The sequence below is a fragment of the Nitrospira sp. genome, from assembly GCA_016788885.1.
In the GTDB taxonomy this organism is placed as follows: Bacteria; Nitrospirota; Nitrospiria; order Nitrospirales; family Nitrospiraceae; genus Nitrospira_A.
Map to the genome: position 1 here is coordinate 19,625 of JAEURX010000040.1, position 18,878 is coordinate 38,502.

The 18,878-nt window shown below is 59.2% G+C and carries 17 protein-coding genes; 1 reads left to right on the forward strand and 16 read right to left on the reverse strand.

The genetic code is table 11. The features are described from left to right. Positions 1-3 precede the first annotated feature (3 nt). The 3 genes from JNL86_10880 to JNL86_10890 all read right to left on the reverse strand — a co-directional run bounded on the left by JNL86_10880 (position 4) and on the right by JNL86_10890 (position 4,192). Positions 4-1,221, reverse strand: coding sequence for an ammonium transporter (locus JNL86_10880; GenBank protein MBL8043409.1), 1,218 nt, complete (start codon positions 1,219-1,221; stop codon positions 4-6). Positions 1,222-1,409: 188 nt separating this feature from the next. Continuing rightward, positions 1,410-2,288 carry a hypothetical protein gene (locus JNL86_10885; GenBank protein ID MBL8043410.1) on the reverse strand — a complete coding sequence of 293 codons (879 nt, stop codon included), beginning with the start codon at positions 2,286-2,288 and terminating at the stop codon, positions 1,410-1,412. A gap of 134 nt (positions 2,289-2,422) precedes the next feature. After that, positions 2,423-4,192, reverse strand: a complete 1,770-nt coding sequence (locus JNL86_10890) for an NAD+ synthase (GenBank protein ID MBL8043411.1) — start codon at positions 4,190-4,192, stop codon at positions 2,423-2,425. 386 nt (positions 4,193-4,578) lie between these two features. On the opposite strand from JNL86_10890, the gene JNL86_10895 reads away from it, so the two are divergent. After that, positions 4,579-5,472, forward strand: coding sequence for a hypothetical protein (locus JNL86_10895; GenBank protein ID MBL8043412.1), 894 nt, complete (start codon positions 4,579-4,581; stop codon positions 5,470-5,472). A gap of 52 nt (positions 5,473-5,524) precedes the next feature. Here the strand turns inward: JNL86_10895 and JNL86_10900 are convergent, their stop codons facing one another. From JNL86_10900 to JNL86_10960, 13 genes are all read right to left on the reverse strand, one after another. Continuing rightward, entirely contained in the window at positions 5,525-6,394 is an 870-nt protein-coding gene (locus JNL86_10900; protein ID MBL8043413.1) for an urease accessory protein UreD, read from the reverse strand. Positions 6,395-6,408: 14 nt separating this feature from the next. Beyond that, a complete protein-coding gene (gene ureG, locus JNL86_10905; protein MBL8043414.1) occupies positions 6,409-7,080 on the reverse strand; it encodes an urease accessory protein UreG in 672 nt (223 codons plus the stop codon). Positions 7,081-7,176: 96 nt separating this feature from the next. Continuing rightward, positions 7,177-7,866, reverse strand: a complete 690-nt coding sequence (locus tag JNL86_10910; GenBank protein ID MBL8043415.1) for a hypothetical protein — start codon at positions 7,864-7,866, stop codon at positions 7,177-7,179. A gap of 342 nt (positions 7,867-8,208) precedes the next feature. Further along, complete coding sequence (locus tag JNL86_10915; GenBank protein MBL8043416.1) at positions 8,209-9,936, reverse strand: urease subunit alpha; 1,728 nt, start codon at positions 9,934-9,936, stop codon at positions 8,209-8,211. A gap of 158 nt (positions 9,937-10,094) precedes the next feature. After that, complete coding sequence (locus JNL86_10920) at positions 10,095-10,502, reverse strand: urease subunit beta (protein ID MBL8043417.1); 408 nt, start codon at positions 10,500-10,502, stop codon at positions 10,095-10,097. A gap of 65 nt (positions 10,503-10,567) precedes the next feature. After that, positions 10,568-10,870, reverse strand: coding sequence for an urease subunit gamma (locus tag JNL86_10925; protein ID MBL8043418.1), 303 nt, complete (start codon positions 10,868-10,870; stop codon positions 10,568-10,570). A 75-nt stretch (positions 10,871-10,945) separates the two neighbouring features. Then, positions 10,946-11,293: a hypothetical protein gene (locus JNL86_10930; protein MBL8043419.1), complete on the reverse strand. Its 348-nt coding sequence runs from the start codon at positions 11,291-11,293 to the stop codon at positions 10,946-10,948. Positions 11,294-11,616: 323 nt separating this feature from the next. Continuing rightward, the gene (gene urtE / locus JNL86_10935; protein ID MBL8043420.1) at positions 11,617-12,327 is read right to left on the reverse strand and encodes an urea ABC transporter ATP-binding subunit UrtE; all 711 of its coding nucleotides are present in this window, start codon (positions 12,325-12,327) and stop codon (positions 11,617-11,619) included. Between the two features lie 144 nt (positions 12,328-12,471). Then, positions 12,472-13,239: an urea ABC transporter ATP-binding protein UrtD gene (gene urtD / locus JNL86_10940; protein ID MBL8043421.1), complete on the reverse strand. Its 768-nt coding sequence runs from the start codon at positions 13,237-13,239 to the stop codon at positions 12,472-12,474. Further along, complete coding sequence (urtC, locus tag JNL86_10945; GenBank protein ID MBL8043422.1) at positions 13,236-14,384, reverse strand: urea ABC transporter permease subunit UrtC; 1,149 nt, start codon at positions 14,382-14,384, stop codon at positions 13,236-13,238. The genes urtD and urtC overlap by 4 nt, the downstream gene beginning before the upstream one ends. 28 nt (positions 14,385-14,412) lie before the next feature. Next, positions 14,413-15,954 carry an urea ABC transporter permease subunit UrtB gene (urtB, locus tag JNL86_10950; GenBank protein ID MBL8043423.1) on the reverse strand — a complete coding sequence of 514 codons (1,542 nt, stop codon included), beginning with the start codon at positions 15,952-15,954 and terminating at the stop codon, positions 14,413-14,415. A 38-nt stretch (positions 15,955-15,992) separates the two neighbouring features. Further along, entirely contained in the window at positions 15,993-17,231 is a 1,239-nt protein-coding gene (urtA, locus tag JNL86_10955) for an urea ABC transporter substrate-binding protein (GenBank protein ID MBL8043424.1), read from the reverse strand. A 153-nt stretch (positions 17,232-17,384) separates the two neighbouring features. Next, positions 17,385-18,755 (reverse strand): hypothetical protein, encoded by a 1,371-nt coding sequence (locus JNL86_10960; GenBank protein MBL8043425.1) that lies wholly within the window; start codon positions 18,753-18,755, stop codon positions 17,385-17,387. Positions 18,756-18,878 lie beyond the last annotated feature (123 nt).

An 18,878-nucleotide genomic window follows, 5' to 3' on the forward strand; every position in this document is an offset into this window, starting at 1 on the left:
CGTTCACGAATAGGCGCGTTCATTATGTTGACTCAAATCCAGACCGGTCGCTTCCTCTTCGGGTGAAACCCGCAGTCCCGTCATCGCATCGACCAATTTGAGGATGGCAAAGGTGCCGACCAGTGAGAAGACCGTCGTGACGACCACGACCAGGAGTTGGATGCCGAACAAACCGGGATTGCCGAAGAACAGTCCATCGGCGCCTCCGGCATTGACGACTTTGCTGGCGAAGAGACCCGTCGCCAACACTCCGATCACCCCCCCGACTCCGTGGATGCCCACGACGTCAAGCGAGTCATCATAGCCGAATCGCCCCTTCCAGACAATCGCCGCGTAGCAGGACATGCCTGCCACCAACCCGATTGCGATCGCGGATAACGGGCCGATATACCCGGCTGCCGGCGTCACCGTCGCCAGACCGGCGACCGCGCCGCTGGCCAATCCCAATACCGTAGGTTTCCCGCGATGCATCCATTCCGCACCACACCAGGAGATGGCGCCCATACAGGCCGCCGCATGTGACGCAATAATGGCCGAGACCGCCACGCCGTTCGCCCCCAATGCGCTGCCTCCATTAAATCCAAACCAGCCGAACCACAGGAACCCGGTCCCGAGCAACGTCATCGGCAAATTGTGGGGCGCCATGTAATCCGTTCCATAGCCCCGCCGCTTCCCCAGCACAATTGCGCAGATCAGCGCCGACGCGCCGGAACTGATATGGATCACGGCCCCTCCGGCGAAGTCCAGCGCCCCCATCTGCGCCAACCATCCGCCGCCCCAGATCCAATGGGCCAGCGGCACATACACCAGCACCGACCACATGGCGGCAAACAGCACGACCGATGTGAACCGTTTGCGTTCGGCAAAGGCGCCCGTAATCAGCGCCGGCGCAATGGCCGCAAACATCAGCTGAAACAACATGAAGGCCTGGTGTGGAATCGTTGGGCCGTATACGGCATGCGGCGCGCTGCCCACCCCGCTGAGGCCGATCCAGTCCAGCCCTCCGATCACCCCGCCTTTATCCGGTCCGAAAGCCAGGCTATAGCCGAACAAGATCCATAGCAGGCTGACCACGCTCAGGATCATGATGCTCTGCATGATCGTCCCAAGCACATTCTTCGTACGCACGAGCCCACCGTAAAAGAGCGCCAACCCCGGCATCAGCATCGCCAGCACGAATGCCGACGACACCAGCACCCATGCCGTATCCCCGCTATCCACCTTGAGCGGTGCTGTCTCCGCCCAGGCGTGCCCCCCTCCGAGCCCCATGAGCAGGGCCAATCCTGCCGCCGCACCCACGATGACCGTTTTCCGCAGTGCCGATGCCTTCACCATGTCCTCCTTCGGCTGTGCCGCCTGCCGAAAGGCCTCCCCCTTCACACCGCAAAGAAGGAGGCCCAGGCGGAAGCTTAAAACGTCTTCGTGAACTTCAGCTTATAGAAGTCTTGATTGTCTGTCAGGTCTTTACCCACCGTGAACCGGAAGGCCATGTTCCCCGGCAGCTTCATTTCGACATACGGGCCGATCCAGCGGTAGTAGTCTTGCGCTGCGCCCGGCGCACTGCTGTCCCGCGTGGTCAACAAATGCTCATAGTGCGCGCCGAGAGACCACATGCTGTTCATGCGCATGCCGGCGCTGACCCAGTAGTGGAGGAAATCCCACGTCCCACGGCCGCCGGTCTGACTGGTGCCCAAGCAATTGGTATCGACGAGCCCGCTGCACCCGGTCGCGCCGCCTCCGCCGCTGCCGCCTTCACTGCGGATCGCCTTGTAGTAGCCCAGGTAGAACTCGCCCTCGAACCGATCATCGACATAGTTCGCAATGATGTTCGGCACCGCGCCTTCAAAGGCCGTGGTGCGCTCGTTGACGCTCCCGCCACCGTTTGGAAAGAACCCGCCGCGTGACGACAAGAGGCTGCCATGCACGAACCCGATCATCGGCGTCACGGACAAACGCTTGTCGAGGAACGTGAAGTTCAGACCCACGTCCGTTTCGAGCCAGGGGGCGTTGTCATGCACGCCCACGCCGCTGATCATGGTCCAATAGGTGAAATTAAAGGCGAGTGCGATGTTGTCGGTCAATCCGTAGGTTCCGTAGATGGAGGGATTGAATCCGAAGAAACTGTCGGCCTGCATCGCCATGGTCACCGACACGGGGTGTTTGGTGGTGTCCATCAGGTCGTCCGTCGTCGCGGCTTGTGCCTCGACGAGCACCCCGCCCGCACCACCCACCACCAATGCCAACCCCAGGACCCATGCCCGTGCCATTCGCCCAACCAGCATATTCATGACGCCTCCAAAGAGAGAAGAAGTAAATGTGCCCTGCCCCCACACCGTCATACCCGACGATCTGTGAGCCCCGTCTCTCTGGCGCCATTGCCAGTGTTGCTGACCGACGTCGTTGTCGGTCTGGATGCTGCGGTCTAACGATACCCGTTGGTAATCGGCATCCGGCGATCTTTTCCGAATGCCCGATGCGTAATCTTGATGCCGAGGGGTGCCTGCCGCCGCTTATACTCGCTGCGATCGACCATCGCCATCACGCGCACGACCGTCTCCCGCGCGAACCCCATCGCCACGATGTCTTCCAACGCGCGGTCTTCCTCGACATAGGCTTTGAGAATCGGATCCAGGATAGCGTATGGCGGCAGACTGTCTTCATCTTTTTGGTCGGGGCGCAACTCCGCAGTCGGAGGCCGCTCCAGCACACGTTTGGGAATGACCGGCGCAGGCCCGACCAGATTTCGCAGATGCGACAACTCATACACCATGGTTTTGGGCACGTCCTTGATCACGGCAAATCCCCCGGCCATGTCGCCGTACAACGTGGCATAGCCGACACTCATCTCGCTTTTGTTCCCGGTGGTCAGGACCAGGTGGCCGAACTTGTTCGAATAGGCCATGAGCAGATTTCCGCGAATCCGCGCCTGCAGATTTTCCTCGGTCGTGTCCGGACGACTCCCGGCGAATGGCTTCGATAACACCCGGAGATAGCTCTTGAAGGTCGTCGTGATCGAGAGGGTATCCACCTGAATGCGAAGACGTCTGGCCAAATCGGCGACATCCTCCCGACTGGTGCGCGAGGTGTAGGGCGACGGCATGAAGACCCCGAGCACATTGTCCGCACCCAGCGCATCGACCGCAATCACCGCCGTCAACGCCGAATCCACGCCGCCGCTCAATCCGATGACCACTCGCCTGAACCCATTCTTGAGCACATAATCCTGCACGCCGAGCACCAGTGCGCGGTAGGCTTCATCCAGGCGCTCCAAGGGCATTTCCAGAGGCGGCATCACCGTCGACGACGTTTTTCTCGCCGGCACCCGCACCTCCACCCGGTCGACCAATGCCGCAACGCGCGGCGACAGCGGCTTCTTCCGGCCCTCCCCCTGGCGCGCCCGCCCAACCGCCGCCACGTCCAGGTCGGCAACCAACAGGTCCTGCGCGAAGGCCTTGCCCCTCGCTACGACTTCCCCCGTCTGGTCCACAATCACGCTACAGCCGTCGAACACCAGCTCATCTTGCCCGCCAACCGTGTTCGTATAGGTGACGATCACTCGATTCTCGCGGGCCCGCGTCGCCAACACCTGCTCCCGCATCCGGCTCTTGCCCACATGAAACGGCGAGGCATTGATGTTCACGATCACCTCGGCACCCGCCGCCGCTTGTGCCCGGGTGGGACCTTCAGGAAACCAAATGTCTTCGCAGATATTGATCCCAATCGTGGTGCCGTTGAGGATCAGCAGCGGGAGGCGCGTCCCAGGGTGAAAATACCGGCTCTCATCGAACACCCCGTAGTTCGGCAGGTGCCGTTTGCAGTAGTTCGCCACGATTCGGCGCTCGGCGAGCACCGCCGCCGAGTTGTACAAACCATGCCGACCGACAGCGGGCGTAGTCGCTACCTTGGACAGGGAGTCTCCCGTTCCATCACGCCCGACATACCCCACCACCACCACCAGACCATGGGCATCCGCGGCCAACGCCTTCAGCGCGCGCTGCGCGTCATCGACAAACCGAGCCTTGAACAACAAGTCTTCGGGAGGATAGCCGGTAATGGCCAATTCGGGGAATGCCACGAGGTCCGCTTTGGCCCGACGCGCTTCTTTGATCCAAGCCTTGATCAACGCGGTGTTCCCGTCGATATCGCCGACCGTCGGATTGATCTGGGCCATGGCCACCCGCAAGAACCGCATCAGCAGATTTCCCCGGCATGGGCAGCATGCTCAAATCGGTCATTCAACGAGGCCGCAAGGAGCTCAGACACCGAGGCGTACTGTGAGTCGTACGTCGAGGTGGATGATCGACTGAGAACGAAGTTGAGGGCCGATTTCAGCATGCTGCTCAAAAAAAAAGTCCTCGGACCCACCATATTCGGTGGACCAGAGGACGTCGTTGTCCTGCGCCATCTCTATAAGGGATAGCCTCCTGAGACTCCGTTGTCCCTGGAAAAGCTGGCGAAGGTATAACACCAGCCGGAATCGGCTGTCAACCGACAGAGAAGGGCTTTTCTGACAACCTCCACGGTCCCGGCGCCGGTCTTGTGTTACAATCCCGGCCCATGCGCCGCATGATTCAGCAGATGATGTCGCCGACAAGAGGCCACCTGCGTGGCTGGAAAACCTGGCTGATTATCCTCTCGTGTCTCGTGCTGGTCGCCTGCAGCTCAACCTCTCCACTGACCTCCGTCGGCGAAGGGCCGTTGGGATCCGTCTCGCTTGAACGCTTGCCCAGCCGGGGTACCACCGCGAAGTACGGGAGTCCTCAAGCCGCCTTTCAAGCGTCTCATCCGGCCACAGTGTCCGCATCGGCCATCTCCCACTTGCTCTCCGGACTGTTCATCTCAGGCCTCGATCGACCAGGGACCGTACTGCGGCAGGAGCGCTATCCATTGTTCTCTCAGGAAGAGACAGAATTTCTCACTCCGCTGATCATGCGCGCCCTCTCACAGGCAGGGCCGGACCAACGGGTGCGGTTCACCCTGCAGGATGACGGACTCATCACCCAAGGCACGTTGTACCTGCACAGGACGACGCTTCGGATCGGTCTTTCTCACTATCGTGTCTCTCAGGGGCACAGCGACCCCAGGCCGGCGGTGCTCAGCTTGTCGTTTGCGCCAGCAGACGCGCTCGTGCGGGACGATGTGCCCCAGTCCTGGATGAATATCGAACCGGAACAACCTCGCGTCGCAGTGTCACTCGAGGCCCTGAATCAACTCCCCGCTGCCGTCCCCGCTCCGACCGCGAACAAAACAGTCGCTGAAGTTGCACCTATTCCAGCCTCACCCGTATCTGAACAGACCAGCCTTCAACAGGAGCTGCAGGCCACGAAGGACGTGGTGGTCAAGCAGGCGCAGGAACTCCAGCAACTCAAGGCGGAATTGGAATCGCTGCGACGCCAGCTCACGGAAAAAGAATCCGCCGCCCCGAAGACAAGACCGAAAACTGCTCCTCGCAAAGCTGCCCCTACCCCCTGACGCCAGGTTCTCAGGTTCTGATGATCGTCACCAGACAGTCTTCAACCGCCTCCTAATAATGTCGAAGCGCCGGCCTCGTTAGACCGAGGACTTCGCGTCTGGTTGCATCCCAGAGGAGATCCTGCGCCATCGCCAACGCCTCGGGCGAACGGCTCACCAATTTGGCGGCCAATCCAGGGATGGGCGGCTCCGTGACTCCACCCAAGAGATCGCTGCCTAACGAGTCCAGTATTCCCGCGACCGTCTCGCGCACGACCGGCCATCGTGCCGGATCGACGGCATCACTCACCACGAAAAACGAGGCAACATAGTCGTACGGGGACAACAACCCGAACCCGGTCTGTTCCTGTTCCAGCCCGACATGATACCGCTCCAGCAATCGCGCCCCGGACGCCGTAGTGAGGTCAATTTCGTTGTGCAACGAAGTGAAGGCCCAGCGTTCGCCTCGGGCCACCCGGCCGGAGGCAAGACTGTCCCAGACAAGCGCGGTCGCGCCCTTGGCCAATGTGACTGCCATGGTCTGAACGAAACGCGAGCCGGCGAACGGAATGGTGATCTCCGGGAACCACTCAATGACGGCACCCGGAGCAACCGACAGGGACACAGACTGTTTCGACTCTTCCCCCAGAGAACGATACACGCGATTGGCGGAGGGAGTCGTCATGACCACATGCGCCCCCGCTTCCAGGACGGCATGAATCGAGAGAACGTCGCCGGCCACGAATCCCCCCGACGGGTTCACCAAGGAAGTGACGGCGCACCCGCTGTCGTCCAAATAGGCGGGGGGGAAGAAATGCCAGGGCGTAGAACAGCGGGATGTCGCCAGGATCGTGCGCGTTCCCTCGCGCCGATAACGAAGATCCAGGCAGCCGACCCGCCCGATGTTCGCCATGGCAGCGTGGTTCACAAGCAACGGCGGCATGATCGACTCGGCCCTCAGTGAGGATGGGCGTGCAATGGAAGGGTCTGTTCGATCCACTCAATGACACGAGCCAACCCTTCGCCCGTATGCAGATTAGTGAAGACGAATGGAAGACTGCCGCGCATTCTCCTGCTGTCGCGATCCATCACGGCCAGGTCCGCACCGACATGCGGGGCGAGATCGATTTTGTTGATCACCAGCAAATCGGACCTGGTGATCCCCGGTCCACCCTTGCGCGGGATCTTATCGCCGGCCGCGACGTCGATCACGTAAATGACGCGATCGACTAATTCAGGGCTGAAGGTCGCAGCCAGATTGTCGCCCCCGCTTTCCACGAACATCAGATCCACATTCGGATGTCGCTTCAGCAAGTCGTCGAGCGCCGCCTGATTGTGAGACGCGTCTTCGCGAATCGCCGTGTGAGGGCAGCCTCCGGTTTCCACGCCCAGAATCCGGTCCTGGGGTAAGGCGCCGCGTCTGGTCAAAAACTCTGCGTCTTCCTTCGTGAAAATATCGTTGGTCACCACCGCCAGACTATACCGGTCGCGCAACTTCAAACAGAGCGCCTCGACCAACGCCGTCTTGCCTGACCCCACCGGTCCCCCGATCCCGATGATCGGAATACCCTTCGCCCGCGCGTCGGTCGTGCGACCGGATCCGCAAACATGTTCGTCTTCTCTATGCATAGATTCACGAAGGGGATATGCCTAATCGCGAATGGTGAAGAGCCTGAGGACCATCTTCATTCAGACTCTTCATCATAGGCTATAGACCATCCGCTCTTAGCTCCTAAAGAGCCGCGACTCCAGACGGCTGTGGCGCATGGCGTAAATATCCTGCACCGGCGACCAGGCGGTCATCGTGGTGGCCGCTGTGGCTTCCTTGGCACATTCGTCGAACAGCGGCGTCCAGCGTTCCAGCAGATGTTGTCCTTCCCGTTGGCCTATCGGCAGAAGTTTCAGCGCGGCAGACACAAACCCTATGGCCGTCTGATAGCAGAACGCGGCGATGGTTTCCCTTCTGTCCCATCCGGCATCAGCCAGCGTCAATCCCAGCACCACAGGGAAATGGCCCGGCGTCCGATCTGCTTCCATCGCGGCATAAAAATCTCTCAGGACCGTGTGCGCGGCCGGCCGTTCCACCGCAATCTTTACCACCTGCCGCCCCATCTGCTGACTGGCCACCCGCGACTCTTGCCCGAGTTTCATGGCATGTAACTCATGATCGATAGCCAGCGCCACTTGGACGTCGTTGCGCAGCAACGCGTCATGAGCAATCCCTACGGCCACAGCCTCTCGCCTCGCCACGCCATGCCGAAACATCTGTTCCACGTAGTGGGAGAGCTGTTCCCCGCTCCGTACTGCTCCAGCCTGTACCGCGGCCTCCAACCCGGACGAATAGGCATACCCGCCGGATGGAAAAAAGCTATCGATAAACCGGAGCCCGTGAAGCAGCGACAACGTAGTCAGCATAGAATGGCACCTGATCCCTTCATGACGGTGGAACGCTCACCGCGGGCCTTCAATCAAGCCGCAAGCAACGCACGACTTGAGGCAAAAGAGTCACGGCACTCACGGATCCTTTCCCACTTCTTCACGGATGCTCAAAAAGGTTTCCCAACTAGGCCGGAGGCGCAGGCAAAGCTGGAGACCGATTAACCACAAGATTCACCCGACCTTCCCACATTTCAACAGGAGACTCAAAACGTTGTCCGGCAAGGCCGCAGCCGACGAATGCACCGGAGGCGTACCCTCGGGGTACGTTGAGGATGCGTTCGAGACGAGAACGCCGCCGGACGGCGTTTTCAGTCGCCGTCAGAAGAGGAAGTAGCGCTGCGCCATCGGCAACACCTCAACCGGCTCGCATTTCAACAAGATGCCGTCCGCACGCACCTCATAGGTTTCCGAATCCACCTCGATCTGCGGCAGCGCGTCGTTCAACTTGAGATCACGCTTCCCGATGCTCCGACAGCCTTTCACAGCGGCCACGCGCTTTTGCAATCCCAACTGTTTCGGCACGTCGCGCTCCATCGCCTGTTGCGAGAGAAAGGTCAAACTTGTGCTAAACGGCGCCCGCCCGAAACTGCCGAACATCGGCCGCGTCAACACCGGTTGCGGTGTCGGGATTGAAGCATTCGGATCGCCCATGGCTGCCGACATGGGAAACCCGCCTTTCAAGACGATCTCAGGCTTCACGCCGAAGAACGCCGGTTTCCATAATACAAGATCGGCCAGCTTGCCGACTTCGATCGAGCCGACGTCATGAGCAATCCCATGGGCAATCGCCGGGTTGATCGTATACTTCGCCACATACCGGCGCGCGCGCCAGTTGTCATGCAGGCCGTCCGACGCTTCAACACCATGTTCGGACAGATGCCCCCGCTGGAGCTTCATCTTGTGCGCCGTTTGCCAGGTGCGGATGATCACTTCGCCCACCCGCCCCATGGCCTGCGAATCGGACGACATAATGCTGATGGCGCCCATATCGTGCAGGATATCCTCGGCCGCAATCGTCTCACGGCGGATACGCGACTCGGCGAAGGCGATGTCTTCCGGCACGCGCGGGTTCAAGTGATGGCAGACCATGAGCATGTCGAGATGCTCATCCATCGTATTGACCGTGAACGGCATGGTGGGATTCGTCGACGACGGCAATACGTTCGGCTCACCGCACACTTTGATGACGTCCGGCGCATGTCCGCCGCCGGCGCCTTCCGTATGGAATGAATGGATCGTCCGGCCCTTGAAGGCCTTGATCGTATCTTCCACAAACCCGGCTTCATTAATGGTGTCCGTGTGAATGGCCACCTGGATGTCATACCGTTCCGCTACGCTGAGGCAAGTATCGATGGCGGCTGGAGTCGTCCCCCAATCCTCGTGCAGCTTCAGTCCGATCGCCCCCGCTTCGACCTGCTCGTTCAAACCTTCAGGCAGTGACGAATTCCCCTTGCCCAGGAACCCCAAGTTGATCGGGAACCCATCCGCCGCCTCCAGCATACGATGAATGTTCCATGGGCCAGGGGTGCAGGTCGTCGCATTCGTCCCGGTGACCGGGCCCGTCCCGCCGCCGATCAGCGTTGTCAGTCCGTTCGCCAGCGCTTCGGTGATGATTTGCGGGCAGATAAAATGGATATGCGTATCGATCCCGCCGGCGGTGATGATCTTTCCCTCAGCCGATAACACCTCGGTGCAAGGCCCGATCTCCAGGCCTTTCGTGACGCCGTCCATGAGATCGGAATTTCCGGCCTTGCCGATGCCGACAATGCGGCCGCCCCTGATCCCGATGTCCGCCTTCACCACGCCCCACCAGTCGAGGATGATCGCATTCGTGATGACGAGGTCCAAGCCGCCTTCCGCACGCGTAGCCGCCGGCGATTGTCCCATGCCGTCTCGAATCACCTTCCCGCCGCCGAACTTGGCCTCTTCGCCAGGAACGGTCAGATCGCGAGTGATCTCGACCAGCAGGTCCGTATCGGCCAACCGGATGCGATCACCAGCAGTAGGCCCATACAGGTCGTTGTATTGGCGTCTGGGAATCTTCATGGTAGTCGGCTGCTGAAAATGGCTCCCAGCTTCGTTCTCGGCACGCCACAATCCTCAACGTACCGCTGCGGGTACGCTTCCGGTTGTGCTGCGCCTGCGGCCTTGCTGGAGTGCCATTTTGAGCAGCCGTGCCCCCTTCTCTTAGAAAGGCTACGGTCCTAACCCTTTGTCCCTATAAAACCTTGTTCACGAGCGGCTGAGAACGCCTTCTCTCGCACACTCGCATCGTCAAGTTTGCCGTTCACCAATCCATTGATGCCATAGGCGATTCGATTCCCCCCGAGCGCGACCAACGTCACGCGTTTGGATTCACCGGGTTCAAACCGCAGCGCTGTTCCCGCCGGCACCTGAAGACGAAATCCGTAGCTTTGCTCACGATCGAATTTCAGCGCACGATTGGCTTCAAAGAAATGGCAATGAGAACCGACTTGAATCGGGCGGTCACCGATATTCGACACGGTGAGGTCAATCGTCTGCCGGCCGTGCAACGCGATGATGTCACCTTCGCCGGGGATAATTTCGCCGGGGATCACTGGGGCTAGCTTCGGCGTCTTCGATGAGCGCATTGTCGACTTCGGCTTTGACGCTGACGTTTTTGTAGCGCTTTTTGATGCCTGCTTCATCCGGCTACCTACCTGATCGGCTCGTGGACGGTCACCAGTTTCGTTCCATCGGGAAAGGTTCCCTCGACCTGCAGTTCCGGTATCATTTCAGGCACTCCCGGCATGACATCCTTCCGAGCGAGCAAAGTCGCACCATAACTCATCAGCTCCGATACAGACTTCCCATCTCGAATCCCTTCGAGAATCTCGGCCGTGATGAAGGCGACAGCTTCCGGATGGTTGAGCTTCAGGCCGCGTTTCTTGCGCTCCTTGGCCAAATTCGCCGCCACATAGATCAACAGCTTTTCCTGCTCGCGTGGTGTCAGATGCATCCGATACTCTCGTTAGTGATCATTCATTCACCGTCAAAACATGCATGTGGGACAGGGAGGAGTACCCCGTGAAAGTTACTGTGCAGGCTCTGCCAGAACCTCTTTCGCCTCGTACACATCATCCGCACCGACCGGCTTCTTGCCCTTATACATCGTCACCGTCATCGACGTTCGACGCGAGAGTGCCAACACATCCGCCCGTTGTGCCAGGTGAAAGAAATCGTATCCCTCACGCAACGTCAGTTCCGCGCAGCGCCGACGCAAATAGGCGTCTAGTTGTTCCTGCGACGTAAACGAGCTGACACGATATTCGACGCGGTAGACATTCTCCTTGAGCTGCTCGACCTCATCCTTATCGGCTCCAGCAAGTGGTTGATACTGCCCGGTGGCGCAAGCACATAGGAAGCTGAACACAAGAACCATGCAGGCACCATAACCGGTCCTGCCTCCCCCAAGTTTCCACACTCCCTCCACGCTGCTATCGACCTTTCAACTCGTCACGCCAATGGGATCGGACCATCGAGGCGAATAGTAGCGGGGAGAGCGCATGAGTTCAATGGTTCATCTTCACGAGAAACACGTCCTGAGTGGCGGACTGATGGCTCCACGTGGTGAGTACGGCCCAGGATGCGCAAAAAGGCCGTCCAGCCAGGCCGCAGCAAGCGAAGCGGCGAATCGTACTCTTGCAGTACGGTGAGCCGCTGAGAGAAGCGAGAACGCCGCTGGCGGACTTTTTCCGCATCCTGCTATACCGTCAGATGCTGCTTCACCATTTCCGCGCTCAGGTCCTCCTTTTTCCCCGCAGCCATCACGGAACCTTTGGCCATCACCACATAACTGTCCGCCAGCCGCGCCGCGAAGTGCAGCCCCTGTTCGACCAGCACGATGGCAAATCGCCGAGCTGTCTTGAAGCCGATGATCACGTCTTCGATCTGATCGACAATGGAGGGCTGAATGCCTTCCGTCGGTTCATCGAGCAAGAGCACTTTCGGGCTCGACAGGATCGCCCGGCCAATAGCAAGTTGTTGTTGCTCTCCACCGCTCAGCACACCGCCCGGCCGCTCGAGAATTTGCGTGAGCTTGGGGAACAAGGTGTACACCTCGTCGAACGCCGCTTTTTCGGTCATGCCGTTGGACGACGTTCCGCGCGCCCAATATCCCAGCTTCAAGTTTTCGCGCACCGAGAGATGAGAGATAATCTCTCGCCCCTGAGGCACATACGCCAGACCGCGCTTGGCGCGACGATCGGTCGGGGCTTTCGTAATATCCGTTCCGTCAAAGACCACCTGCCCGCTACGCACCGGCAGTAGACCCATGATGGCCTTGAGCGTGGTCGATTTGCCGACGCCGTTACGACCCATCACGCATGCCACTTGTCCTGCCTCGATGTGAAAGGACACGTTGCGCAGAATATGGCTTTCGCCATAGTACACGTTGACGTTTTCGAGCCGCAGCATGGTCTTCCTTTAGTGGTCACTCAGGATGTTCAAAAGGCTCTCCGGCGAGGCCGCAGGCAAGAGAAGACCGGAGACGTACCCTTGCGGTACGTTGAGGATCTTGTCGAGCCGAGAACGACGCTGGAGGGACTTTTCAACATCCTGTTACACATGCGCCACTTTCTGGCGCCCCAGATAAATCTCTCTCACCCGGTCGTCGGACTGCACTTTTTCTACCGTCCCTTCGCAGATCACAGTGCCTTCGTGCAGCACCGTCACGATACGGGCGATTTGCCGCACAAACTCCATGTCGTGTTCGATCACGATGATGGCATGTTTTTCGGCCAGCGATTGGAGCAAGCGCCCGGTTTGTTCCGTTTCCTCGTCGGTCATGCCGGCGACCGGTTCATCGACCAGCAACAACTCCGGATCCTGCAAAATGACCATGCCGATTTCTAGCCATTGTTTCTGCCCATGCGACAAAGACCCCGCACGCTTGTGCACCTGCGCCGTCAAGCCAATGGTTTCCAACGTCCGGTCGATCTCCTCTCGCTCAGCCGCCGTCGATACGCCCCTCAGTGTGGCTAAGACGCCCTTACTGGGGCGGCTCAATGAGAGGTCCAGATTCTCCCACACACTCAAATTCCCGTAGATCGACGGCGCTTGGAATTTCCGGCCGATGCCGAGTTGGGTAATCTCATACTCGCGCATCCCCATCAAATCCCTGTCCTTGCCGAAGATCACCCGCCCCGCCGCCGGTTTGGTCTTGCCGGATATCACGTCGAGGAGAGTCGTCTTGCCCGCACCGTTCGGCCCGATGACGACACGCAATTCGCGGTGATTGACGATGAAGTTCAGATTGTTCAACGCCTTGAACCCGTCATAGTCGACAGTGACACCTTCCAGATAAATGATGGAGCCGTGTTCGGTCATGCCTGCTGCCCTTCCACCGCCTGAGTCTTGGGCTGCGCGGCGGCCCTCTCCGCGAGTTTTCCTCGGACTTGCCGCGCAATCCCCATCACCCCGTCAGGAAACAGCAGGACCACCACCACGAAGAGTCCGCCGAGGAAAAATGGCCACAGCTCGGGAAAAGAGTTCGTGAGAATACTGCGGCCCAGGTTGACTCCCACCGCGCCCACGATAGCTCCCACCAGCGTGGCACGCCCTCCCACCGCCACCCACACCACCATTTCCAATGACGGCAAGACGCCCATCTGCGCCGGGGTGATAATGCCGACTTGCGGTACATAGAGAATGCCGGCCAGTCCTGCCAATACTGCCGACACCACGAAGACGAAGAGTTTATAGGTGGCCGGAGAGTAGCCCGAGAACCGCACACGCTGCTCGCTATCACGAATGGCAATCAAAACCCGGCCGGCTCGCGAGGCAATAATCCACCGGCACAGAGCATAGGCTCCGCCGAGGCAGAGCACCGTAATCACATAGAGCGCGAGTTGCGTTCCCGGAGAGGACAGGCGGAACCCGAGAATGGTTTTGAAATCGGTCAGCCCGTTCGTGCCGCCCAGATTCGTTTCGTTGCGATTGAAGACCAACCAGGCCATCAGCGCCAAGGCCTGCGTGATGATGGCGAAATAGACGCCCCGGATGCGGCTGCGAAAGGCGAGAAATCCGAAAATCAGCGCAAAGCAGGCCGGTGCCAGGAGGCCCGCCAGGACGGCGGCAGTGAAGCTATAAAAGGGTTTCCAGAAGAACGGTAATTCCGTCACCTGATTCCAGACCATGAAATCCGGCAACGCGCTGCCATAGACGCTTTGATTTCCGATCGTGAGCATGAGGTGCATGCCCATACAATAGGCGCCGATTCCGAAAAACACTCCCTGTCCCAGGCTCAGGATGCCTGCATAGCCCCAGATCAAATCAAGCCCCAGTGCCAGGATGGCAAAGGCCAAAAACTTCCCGAACCGGTTGAGCGCGAAGTCTGACACATGCAGCCAGGAATCCTCCGCCGGCAAGACATTGAGCACCGGCAGGACAAACAGCAGCACGAATCCGACAACCCAGAACATGGTTCCTTCATGTCGTTCCGCGCTCGATGGTGGTGGCACTGATTCTCCCATGCGCTCTGCTCGACTCCTCCTCTACGTGTTAGCTTTCGGCATGACGCCCCTTGACCGCAAACAACCCTGAGGGCCTCCGCTGCAGGAACAGAATCACCAACACAAGGATCAAGACTTTGCCATAGACGGCGCCGAGACTCGGCTCCATCAGCTTGTTCAGCCCGCCGATCCCCAGCGACGCGATGATCGTCCCCGCAAGTTTGCCGACCCCGCCTGTGACCACTACCATGAAGGAATCCACGATATAGTTCTGTCCGAGACCCGGTTCGACATTGCCCACCAGCGTCAATGCCCAGCCCGCAATGCCGGCCAGGCCGGAGCCGAAGGCGAAGGTATAGGCATCCACTTTTCTCGTGGGAATCCCCAAACAGGCGCTCATGCTGCGATTCTGCGTGACGGCTCGCACTCGCAATCCGATGCTGGAGCGAAACAGCAGGGCGTAAATTCCGATCACGCTGAGGATGGAGAGTCCGATGATGAACAACCGGTTGAAGGGCAGGAACACACCCACCAGTACTTGCGTGCCGCCGTTCAGCCACGACGGCGCGGTAATGGCCGTGAGATCTCCAAAGTACATGCGCGCGCCTTGAATCAAGATCAGACTGACGCCCCAGGTGGCCAACATCGTCTCCAGCGGGCGACCGTACAGAAAGCGAATGACGGTGGCTTCCAGGATCAACCCAAACAGGGCTGCGGCAAGGAACGCAGCGGGAAGGGCGGCCAGATAATAAGAATCGAACCAGCTCTCAGGGAAATACAACTTAAAGCATTCCTGCATGACGAAGGTCGCATAGGCGCCGATCATCATCAACTCGCCATGCGCCATGTTGATGACACCCATCAAGCCAAACACGATCGCGAGCCCGAGGGACATGATGAGGAGAATGGAACTCAGACTGATGCCGCGAAACAGGGTTTCGATCGTGCTGGACCAGACATTCCAGGATTCGATCCGTTCGATCGCGGCGGTGGCGGTCTGTGCCACCGCCTTCTGCTCTCCGGTCGCGGACTCGCCATCTCCCGCCTGTACCAAGGCTTGTAACGCCGGCACGGCGTTCTGACTGCGCATGTCCCCCAGCGTTGCCGCCGCCTGCTGCTGATGCGCAGGATTGCCGGAGGCCAGTTGCAAGAGCAGCGCGGACTCCTCCATCGCATAACGAACCCAACGATGAGATTCGTGTGCCGCCGCGGCCTGCAGCCAGGGAATGGCCGCAGGGCGCCCATTCATGCCGAGATCTGTAGCGGCCGTTCGGCGCGTATCAGAATCCGGACTGGCCAGGTTCGTGCGATTGCGCCAGGTGTCGATCACCGGCTTGATCGCCATACGCAGGCTGCGGTCTGCGTTGGCCCGCAATTCTTCCAATCGCGGCAGCAGCGACGCATCGCCTCGCTCGATGAGAAGAGCAACCGCCTGCTCTCGCGTGGTTTCTACCTCACTCGACAAGTCCGCGAGCGCCTGCTCCAGTTGAGACGGCGGAGACGCATTCAGCTGCGCCTCCGCCGCGACACCATCCAGCGCACACCAGCCCAGGAACCATGCGAGCAACCCGATTCCGATCACTGCCTTCATGCGATGACGACTCTCATCCACTCTGTCCTTCCCAACTCTCAGGCCTTCTTATAGGTCCCTTCATGCTTCACCCAGTCACAGCCCTTGTCAGGGTTCGTGTATTCGCTCCATGGCTCCGGCTTGACCAATCCCTTGGATCGCCAGACGACTTTGATCTGGCCGTCTTTCATGATCTCGCCGATCAACACCGGCTTATGCGTGTGGTGGTTGGCCTCATCCATCATGATCTCTCCGCCCGGCGCGAGAAACTTCTGCCCGTACACCGCCTTGCGCACCGCGTTCACTTCCGTCGTGCCCGCCTTCTCGACGGCCTGTTTCCAGACATGCACACCCAAATAGGCCGCTTCAATCGGATCGTCGGTGACGCGTTTGTCGCCATCCGGGAGATTATTTTTTTTGCAGTACGCCTTGAAATCGGCGACGAACTGCTTGTTCTGCGGCGTGTCGACGCTCTGGTAATAGTTCCAGGCGGCAAGGTGGCCGACCAGCGCGGTCTTGTCCATTCCGCGCAACTCGTCTTCCGCCACGCTAAACGCCATGATCGGCGCATCTTCGGCGCGCAATCCCTGATTGGCGAACTCTTTATAGAACGGCACGTTGCTGTCGCCGTTAATCGTGCTGATAATGCAGGCGCCTCCGCCGGCGGCGAACTTTTTAATCTTGCCGACAATTGTCTGGTAGTCTTGATGGTGGAAGGGCGTGTACTCTTCCATGATATTGGCGGCCGGCACTTTCTTCGCCAGTAACATGGCGCGCAAGATCTTGTTGGTCGTTTTGGGATAGACGTAGTCAGTTCCCAGGAGATAGAACTTCTTGTAGCTCCCCCCTTCTTTGCTCATCAGGTATTCGACCGCCGGCACCGCCTGCTGGTTGACCGCTGCCCCGGTGTAGAATACGTTCTTCGAACATTCCTCGCCCTCGTATTGCACGGGATAAAAGAGCAAGCCGTTATGTTCCTCGAATACCGGCAAGACGGATTTCCGGCTGACCGATGTCCAGCAGCCGAACACGACCGCCACCTTCTCCTGCACCAGCAACTGTTTGGCTTTCTCCGCAAACAGATCCCAGTTGGAGGCGGGATCCACGATCACCAATTTCAACTGGCGGCCCAACACCCCGCCTTTCGCATTGATTTCCTGAACAGCCATCGAGACGACGTCCTTCAACGACACTTCACTGATGGCCATCGTGCCACTTAACGAGTGCAGCACCCCGACCTTGATGGGCTCATTCTCTGCCCCCAACGCCAAGGCCCAGGTGCCCAGATTGCCTAACATTGCCGCGATCCCGATACCCGCGGCTGTACGGGAACTCTGCAGCAGGAAGTCTCGTCGTGAGGGAACGTGTTCATTACCGCTCTTCGCGATCACGGTATCTTTGCCCTGTGATTTCCGATTCATCATTCAGCTCCTTTCGCCGTCAGATCTGGACTAAAAGTTGTACCAAGTCGACAGCATGAAATTGTCCCCGGCGAAATGCTCCCTCGTGGACCATTCGGTCATGAGGTGATTCCACTCCAGGGACGCGTACAAGTCGCCCCAAATGTGACGGACGGCTGTGAGATAGGTGCGGTGATTCAGTATGTATTGTGTATCTGCACCGGCGGTTGTGCCGTTCAGGTCGGAGTTCAATGGATTGTCGAACCCGTATCCGGCAATGAGCGTGAGTTGGCGATCATACGCGTAATCCAACTCGCCCCATCCGACCACGGTCCTGATGGCCTTGCCGGTGCCCAAGTTGCGCTCCTGGCCGAACCGGAAGAACTCCACGCCTAGCGCTTGTCCATAGGCGATCTCACCGGTGAATTTCAGTCTATTCGTAATGGGCACGGCCAGTTCAGCCCCGACGAGATAGGAATTGATGTCCTGACCGGAAGGAATGCCGCCCGCCGTGGGCGCGGACCGGTAATGCCGGAAGGCGGCATTCAGCGCCACCATGAAGCCCGCCTGGTCACCAGTTCCCATATAGGCGAAACGGGTCCCGACATAGGGCATTTGCACCGGATCATTGAAGGCATTTTCAGAACAGGCGAATCCGCTGCTGCCGCAACTGCCCGGTGCTGCCGCCGCTGCGCCGGCCCCTTGGAAAGTCCGTCGTTGCGTCTGCGGCTGAATGGCTGACAGTCCGCGCTCGAATCGCATGACGGTCAGCAGGCCGTTGACGTTTTCGGTGAATTGATGTTTCACGGTGACCTGCGGAAGACGCTGCCACAGATTGCCATTGTAGCCCATGATGGAGAAATCGATCAGGTTCGGATGGGAGGACATGATCGGCGTCCAATCCATACCAGCCGTGATGGTGGTCCGACTATTGTTGGGAGAATATTTGACGTTCGCCAACCGCAAGCGAGGGGAGATGTTTCCCGCATTGTCGGTTTGGCTGTAGAAGTCCGCTTCCACGACACCCGTCAACGAATGGGTGCCGTCGGTTCGATCCGCGCGTAACCCGAATACGCTGTAGCGCGGATTCAACGTCGATGAGGCGTTGCTGCTTTTTCCTGCCGCGGTCGCATAGCCATTGAACTGGCCCGGATCGAGCGGGTTGGTGTTCCGGTTGCTGTAAATCCCGTCTAATTCGATACGACCGTACGGCACAATACTGCCCTTGCCCTCGCCGGCAAAGGTGGGCGTCACACAGCCACCGCAAATCACTGCTGGTGGCGCTTCCACTTCCCGCGAGAGTCGCCCGGCCCCGGCCGCCTCTCCGGCACTCTGTTCCTCTGCTCCCACCGACGTGGTGATGGCCATGGCCACCATGACACTCACGCAGAACGCAATTTTTCTTAGCCCCCGTATCTCCATCCTGGTCGCCCTCCTGGTTCGGAACGATGTGACTGTCACCGGCCGGATGGGCTTGCAGGCAAAAAAAAACGCCCTTCCGGTCCAACCGTTGGACCAAAAGGACGTCATTGTCCTCTGCCTTTG

Excerpts from the sequence above, each read along its gene's own strand:
- JNL86_10895 (MBL8043412.1), top strand. The coding sequence starts at position 4,579 with ATGATGTCGCCGACAAGAGGCCACCTGCGTGGCTGGAAAACCTGGCTG.
- JNL86_10890 (MBL8043411.1), bottom strand. The coding sequence starts at position 4,192 with ATGCGGTTCTTGCGGGTGGCCATGGCCCAGATCAATCCGACGGTCGGC.
- JNL86_10930 (MBL8043419.1), bottom strand. The coding sequence starts at position 11,293 with ATGGTTCTTGTGTTCAGCTTCCTATGTGCTTGCGCCACCGGGCAGTAT.
- urtE (MBL8043420.1), bottom strand. The coding sequence starts at position 12,327 with ATGCTGCGGCTCGAAAACGTCAACGTGTACTATGGCGAAAGCCATATT.
- JNL86_10960 (MBL8043425.1), bottom strand. The coding sequence starts at position 18,755 with ATGGAGATACGGGGGCTAAGAAAAATTGCGTTCTGCGTGAGTGTCATG.
- urtD (MBL8043421.1), bottom strand. The coding sequence starts at position 13,239 with ATGACCGAACACGGCTCCATCATTTATCTGGAAGGTGTCACTGTCGAC.
- urtC (MBL8043422.1), bottom strand. The coding sequence starts at position 14,384 with ATGGGAGAATCAGTGCCACCACCATCGAGCGCGGAACGACATGAAGGA.
- JNL86_10915 (MBL8043416.1), bottom strand. The coding sequence starts at position 9,936 with ATGAAGATTCCCAGACGCCAATACAACGACCTGTATGGGCCTACTGCT.
- urtB (MBL8043423.1), bottom strand. The coding sequence starts at position 15,954 with ATGAAGGCAGTGATCGGAATCGGGTTGCTCGCATGGTTCCTGGGCTGG.
- ureG (MBL8043414.1), bottom strand. The coding sequence starts at position 7,080 with ATGCATAGAGAAGACGAACATGTTTGCGGATCCGGTCGCACGACCGAC.
- JNL86_10900 (MBL8043413.1), bottom strand. The coding sequence starts at position 6,394 with ATGCCGCCGTTGCTTGTGAACCACGCTGCCATGGCGAACATCGGGCGG.
- JNL86_10920 (MBL8043417.1), bottom strand. The coding sequence starts at position 10,502 with ATGCGCTCATCGAAGACGCCGAAGCTAGCCCCAGTGATCCCCGGCGAA.
- urtA (MBL8043424.1), bottom strand. The coding sequence starts at position 17,231 with ATGTTAGGCAATCTGGGCACCTGGGCCTTGGCGTTGGGGGCAGAGAAT.
- JNL86_10885 (MBL8043410.1), bottom strand. The coding sequence starts at position 2,288 with ATGAATATGCTGGTTGGGCGAATGGCACGGGCATGGGTCCTGGGGTTG.
- JNL86_10925 (MBL8043418.1), bottom strand. The coding sequence starts at position 10,870 with ATGCATCTGACACCACGCGAGCAGGAAAAGCTGTTGATCTATGTGGCG.
- JNL86_10910 (MBL8043415.1), bottom strand. The coding sequence starts at position 7,866 with ATGCTGACTACGTTGTCGCTGCTTCACGGGCTCCGGTTTATCGATAGC.